The 5231-nt window shown below is 69.1% G+C and carries 5 protein-coding genes; 4 read left to right on the top strand and 1 reads right to left on the bottom strand.

What is annotated here, in order from left to right:
• The first annotated feature begins 573 nt into the window (after window positions 1-573).
• The gene (locus O3Q52_RS48520; RefSeq protein ID WP_007382399.1) at window positions 574-855 is read left to right on the top strand and encodes an HU family DNA-binding protein; all 282 of its coding nucleotides are present in this window, start codon (window positions 574-576) and stop codon (window positions 853-855) included.
• Window positions 856-1008: 153 nt separating this feature from the next.
• On the opposite strand, the gene murA is transcribed toward O3Q52_RS48520, so the two are convergent.
• The gene (gene murA, locus O3Q52_RS48515) at window positions 1009-2355 is read right to left on the bottom strand and encodes a UDP-N-acetylglucosamine 1-carboxyvinyltransferase (protein ID WP_055614624.1); all 1347 of its coding nucleotides are present in this window, start codon (window positions 2353-2355) and stop codon (window positions 1009-1011) included.
• Between the two features lie 251 nt (window positions 2356-2606).
• On the opposite strand from murA, the gene O3Q52_RS48510 reads away from it, so the two are divergent.
• The 3 genes from O3Q52_RS48510 (at window position 2607) to O3Q52_RS48500 (ending at window position 5139) form a co-directional block, all read left to right on the top strand.
• Complete coding sequence (locus O3Q52_RS48510; protein WP_143632675.1) at window positions 2607-3179, top strand: YqgE/AlgH family protein; 573 nt, start codon at window positions 2607-2609, stop codon at window positions 3177-3179.
• A 29-nt stretch (window positions 3180-3208) separates the two neighbouring features.
• Complete coding sequence (locus tag O3Q52_RS48505) at window positions 3209-3511, top strand: DUF3039 domain-containing protein (RefSeq protein ID WP_189843460.1); 303 nt, start codon at window positions 3209-3211, stop codon at window positions 3509-3511.
• 341 nt (window positions 3512-3852) lie between these two features.
• Window positions 3853-5139 carry an extracellular solute-binding protein gene (locus tag O3Q52_RS48500; RefSeq protein ID WP_269654836.1) on the top strand — a complete coding sequence of 429 codons (1287 nt, stop codon included), beginning with the start codon at window positions 3853-3855 and terminating at the stop codon, window positions 5137-5139.
• Window positions 5140-5231: the final 92 nt, after the last annotated feature.

Genomic DNA, 5231 nt, shown 5'->3' with positions numbered 1-5231 from the left:
TGGGGTGAGATGCGCGTGCGGGTGCGTCGTGGCTGGTCGCGCAGTTCCCCGCACCCCTAAAAGATTGCGCAGTTCCCCGCGCCCCTTGGGTGTTCCAGCCCCTCCGGCGTTCGAGGAGCGGGGGTTCGGGGGCGGGGCCCCTGAAATGGACGGGACTGGGTAGGGGAGGCGGGGGCGGGGAAACACCCCGCCCGGTGGCGACTGTGACGGTTGCCACCCGGCCCCCGTACCGGCGCGTCGCCGGACGTGGGGCGTCAGGCCGCCTCTAGGGTGGCGGCCATGGCTCAGTCCCTGAGGGCCCACCAGGCCTTTCAGGCCCTGCGGTCCGCTGCCGGGAACCGACGGAGCGTCACCAATTCGAGGCCGTGGCGCTTTTCGTGTGACTCCCAGGGGTGCCGGATTGGCTTTCCCGCCGCAGGTGGGGGCAGGATGCGTCTTCGGGCGCGAGGGTCCGGCCACGGACCCGGGTCCGGGGACCGCCGAGGAACCTGGCAGCATCGGCTTCGACGTGCCCAATATGCGGCTCCGCCGCGTGGCACGCCTCAACGGCAAGAAGAACACGGGAGTAACAACATGAACCGCAGTGAGCTGGTGGCCGCGCTGGCCGACCGTGCCGAGGTGACCCGCAAGGACGCCGACGCCGTTCTGGCCGCCTTTGCCGAGACCGTCGGTGAGATCGTCGCCAAGGGCGACGAGAAGGTCACCATCCCCGGCTTCCTGACCTTCGAGCGCACCCACCGTGCCGCTCGCACCGCGCGGAACCCGCAGACCGGCGACCCGATCCAGATCCCCGCCGGCTACAGCGTCAAGGTCTCCGCCGGCAGCAAGCTCAAGGAAGCCGCCAAGGGCAAGTGACCTTGCCGTCTACACCTCGCGGGACGGTGTTCGGCAGGTAGTAGCAGGTAGGTAGTAGGCAGTAGAAAGTGCGATGGGGCGGCACCCGGAATCCGGGTGCCGCCCCATCGCTGTTGCGCTCACCAATGGCCTCAGACGCCGGCCGGGCTGGATTCAGCCCAGCGCCTTCCCGGGCAGCTCCACCTTCGCGCCCAGTTCCACGAGCTTCTCCATGAAGTTCTCGTAGCCGCGGTTGATCAGGTCGATGCCGTGGACGCGGGACGTGCCCTGGGCCGCCAGCGCCGCGATGAGGTACGAGAAGCCGCCGCGGAGGTCGGGGATGACCAGATCGGCGCCCTGGAGCTTCGTGGGGCCCGACACGACCGCCGAGTGGAGGAAGTTGCGCTGCCCGAAGCGGCAGTGGGAGCCGCCGAGGCACTCGCGGTAGAGCTGGATGTGTGCGCCCATCTGGTTGAGCGCGGAGGTGAAGCCGAGACGGGACTCGTACACCGTCTCGTGGACGATGGAGAGGCCGGTCGCCTGCGTGAGGGCGACGACGAGCGGCTGCTGCCAGTCCGTCTGGAAGCCCGGGTGGACGTCAGTCTCCAGCGCGATGGACTTCAGCTGGCCGCCGGGGTGCCAGAAGCGGATGCCCTCGTCGTCGATCTCGAAGGCACCGCCCACCTTCCGGTAGGTGTTCAGGAACGTCATCATCGAGCGCTGCTGGGCGCCGCGGACGTAGATGTTGCCTTCGGTCGCCAGGGCCGCGGAAGCCCACGAGGCGGCCTCCAGGCGGTCCGGAAGGGCCGCGTGGGTGTAGCCGCCGAGCTTGTCGACACCGGTGACACGGATGGTGCGGTCGGTGTCCATCGCGATGATCGCGCCCATTTTCTGCAGAACGCAGATCAGGTCCTCGATCTCCGGCTCCACGGCCGCGTTCGACAGCTCCGTCACGCCCTCCGCGAGGACGGCCGTCAGCAGCACCTGCTCGGTCGCGCCCACGGACGGGTACGGCAGGGTGATCTTCGTGCCGCGCAGCCGCTGCGGAGCCTCCAGGTACTGGCCGTCCGCGCGCTTCTCGATCGTCGCGCCGAACTGCCGCAGCACCTCGAAGTGGAAGTCGATCGGCCGGCCGCCGATGTCGCAGCCGCCCAGGCCCGGGATGAACGCGTGCCCGAGGCGGTGCAGGAGCGGACCGCAGAGGAGGATCGGGATACGCGACGAGCCCGCGTGCGCGTCGATGTCCGCTACGTTCGCGCTCTCCACGTGCGACGGGTCCATGACGAGCTCGCCCGGTTCCTCGCCCGGACGGACCGTCACGCCGTGCAGCTGCAGCAGCCCGCGTACGACCCGCACGTCACGGATGTCGGGGACGTTGCGCAGTCGGCTCGGAGCACTACCGAGCAGCGCGGCGACCATGGCCTTCGGTACGAGGTTCTTCGCACCGCGGACACGGATCTCGCCCTCCAGCGGGGTTCCGCCGTGGACAAGGAGTACGTCGTCTGAGCCGTTGACGGTCATGTATCTCGCGTTCCGGTTGGTTGGGCAGGGGCGAAGAAGCAAGCGTAATGGCCGCCTACCCCCCTTCAGTAAGCCCAAGGGCGCCCCAGGTACGTCATAGCTTTGCCACAACACGAACCGCTCCTAAACGGACACACGGGGTCACCGGCAGGGGCGTGCGCTCCACCTGCATCTGTACGCCCTGAGCTGCATTCACCCGGGTACGGGTATTGCCTCCCCCTGCACGGGGAAGATGCGGGATCATGTCTCGCATGACCGAGGTGTCCTCGCTCACAGGGCGGCTGCTCGTGGCCACGCCCGCCCTGGCGGACCCGAACTTCGACCGTGCGGTGGTGCTGCTCCTCGACCACGACGAGGAGGGCTCCCTGGGTGTCGTCCTCAACCGCCCCACACCGGTGGATGTGAGCGACATCCTCTCGGGCTGGGCGGACCTCGCGGGTGAGCCCGGCGTGGTCTTCCAGGGCGGCCCGGTCTCTCTCGACTCCGCGCTCGGTGTGGCGGTGATACCGGGGGGCGCGTCGGGGGAGCGTGCTCCGCTGGGCTGGCGGCGGGTGCACGGGGCGATCGGGCTCGTGGACCTGGAGGCCCCGCCGGAGCTGCTCGCCTCGGCCCTCGGTTCGCTCCGGATCTTCGCCGGCTACGCGGGCTGGGGCCCCGGACAACTGGAGGACGAGCTCGTCGAGGGCGCCTGGTACGTGGTGGAGTCGGAGCCCGGAGACGTCTCCTCGCCCTCTCCGGAACGGCTGTGGCGAGAGGTGCTGCGCCGCCAGCGCAACGAGCTGGCGATGGTGGCCACGTACCCGGACGACCCTTCGCTCAACTGATGCCCCTCGGCTTCAGTACTCTTGCGTCTATGAGCACTCTTGAGCCTGAGACCCAGCCCCAGCGAGGCACTGGGACGGGGACCCTCGTAGAGCCGACGCCGCAGACGTCGCACGGCGACGGGGACCACGAGCGCTTCGCCCACTACGTCCAGAAGGACAAGATCATGGCGAGTGCGCTGGACGGCACGCCCGTCGTGGCGCTCTGCGGCAAGGTGTGGGTGCCGGGCCGCGACCCGAAGAAGTACCCCGTGTGCCCCATGTGCAAGGAGATCTACGAGTCCATGGGCGCCGGCGGCGACGAGGGCAAGGGCAAGGGCGGCGGCGACAAGTAGCGCCCCCTGCGCGCCCCCGGTGACGTCCCGCCCGGTGCGGGGCGCCGGGCGCAGTGGTGCCTTGCCGGTGGTCCAACCCTTCGCCGGGTGGACGGGTTTGCCGTGAGCGTGGGCCCCGGATGCGTTCTTTGGGCGCTTCCGGGGCCTTTGTACTGCCCGTGTACGGGACACCCGTTGCACGGAGTGCTTCGAGTGGTCACAGAGTGGTTGAGACCTCTTGTGGCCATGTTCATGTAGTCCATAGCCTCCGACGTGTTGTGCAGCGCAAAACCACCATTGCACGTGCTGCAACGCGCTCCCCCGGAGGACGCCCCGTGAAGCTCTCGAAACTCTCTGCCCGAATGGCCGCCCCGATCGCCGCGCTCGTCGTCGCCGGGCTCACGGCCACCGCCTGCGCCCCCGAGTCCTCCGACAACTCCGGGGGCAAGGACGAGAAGAGCGGCACCCTGCGGGTGTGGCTCTTCCAGGAGGTCGACACCGCACCGAAGGAGAAGGTGGTCGACGGTGTCGTCGCCGCCTTCGAGAAGGCCCACAAGGGCACGAAGGTCGACGTCCAGTACATCCCCGTCGAGACCCGCGCCGAGAAGATCAAGGCCGCCTTCAACGACCCCAAGAGCGCGCCCGACCTCATCGAGTACGGCAACACCGACACGGCCGGTTACGTCAAGGACGGCGGACTCGCCGACGTCACCGAGGAGTTCACGGACTGGAGCGAGTCCAAGGACACCGACCCGACCGCCAGGCAGTCCGTCACGGTCGACGGCAAGATCTACGGCGCCCCGTACTTCGTCGGCGTCCGCGCCCTCTACTACCGCACGGACGTGTTCGAGGAGCTGAACCTCGAAGTACCCAGGACCCAGGCCGAGTTGATCAGCACCGCCAAGGCGATCCGGGCGGCGAAGCCGGAGCTGTACGGGCTCGCGGTCGGCGGCGCCTACACGTACGGCGCGATGCCGTTCATCTGGTCCAACGGCGGCGAGATAGCCGAGGGCAAGGGCGGCTCGTACGCCTCGACGATCGACAGCGCGGACGCCCAGAAGGGCATCAAGGCGTACACCTCGCTGTTCGGCGACGACAACTGTCCGGCCGCCAAGTGCGCGGGCATGGGCGGCAACGACACGGTGACGGCCTTCGCCTCCGGCAAGGCGGGCATGGCGATCGGCGGCGACTTCAGTCACGCGGCGATCGAGGCCGGGAAGGTCAAGGGCAAGTACGCGGTCGTGCCGCTGCCCGGCGTGAAGTCCGGTGAGATCGCTCCCGCGTTCGCGGGCGGCAACAACCTCGGCGTACTGAACAGCACTTCGCACCGCACGCTCGCCGTCGCCCTGATGGAGCAGCTCGCCTCGAAGAAGACGCAGGGCGAACTCTTCGACGGAATGGGCTTCCTGCCGACGTTCACGGACGTACGCCAGGACGTCGCGAAGCGCGAGCCGTTCGTCGGGCCCTTCGTGAAGACCCTCGGCGCGGGCGCCAAGTTCGTCCCGGCCTCGCCCGCCTGGTCCCAGATCGACGCGTCCCTCGTACTGCCGACGATGTTCCAGGAGGTCGTCAGCGGGCGTAAGAGCGTGGACGCGGCTTCGAAGGACGCGGCGAAGAAGATGAACGCCGCGTTCAGCTCCGCGGGGTGAGCCGGATGACGAACCGTCCGCTGCCGGGCTCCGCCCCCCCGCCGGGCCCGTCCGTGCAGCCGCCCTCGCGCGAGGGCGTGCCGGACGGGCCG

It is taken from the genome of Streptomyces sp. ActVer (assembly GCF_027270795.1).
Lineage (GTDB): Bacteria > Actinomycetota > Actinomycetes > Streptomycetales > Streptomycetaceae > Streptomyces > Streptomyces umbrinus_A.
The sequence above is the reverse complement of the archived record's forward strand: the minus strand, read 5'-3'. Positions and strand labels throughout refer to the sequence as shown.

Excerpts from the sequence above, each read along its gene's own strand:
- O3Q52_RS48520 (WP_007382399.1), top strand. The coding sequence starts at position 574 with ATGAACCGCAGTGAGCTGGTGGCCGCGCTGGCCGACCGTGCCGAGGTG.
- murA (WP_055614624.1), bottom strand. The coding sequence starts at position 2,355 with ATGACCGTCAACGGCTCAGACGACGTACTCCTTGTCCACGGCGGAACC.
- O3Q52_RS48510 (WP_143632675.1), top strand. The coding sequence starts at position 2,607 with ATGACCGAGGTGTCCTCGCTCACAGGGCGGCTGCTCGTGGCCACGCCC.
- O3Q52_RS48505 (WP_189843460.1), top strand. The coding sequence starts at position 3,209 with ATGAGCACTCTTGAGCCTGAGACCCAGCCCCAGCGAGGCACTGGGACG.
- O3Q52_RS48500 (WP_269654836.1), top strand. The coding sequence starts at position 3,853 with ATGGCCGCCCCGATCGCCGCGCTCGTCGTCGCCGGGCTCACGGCCACC.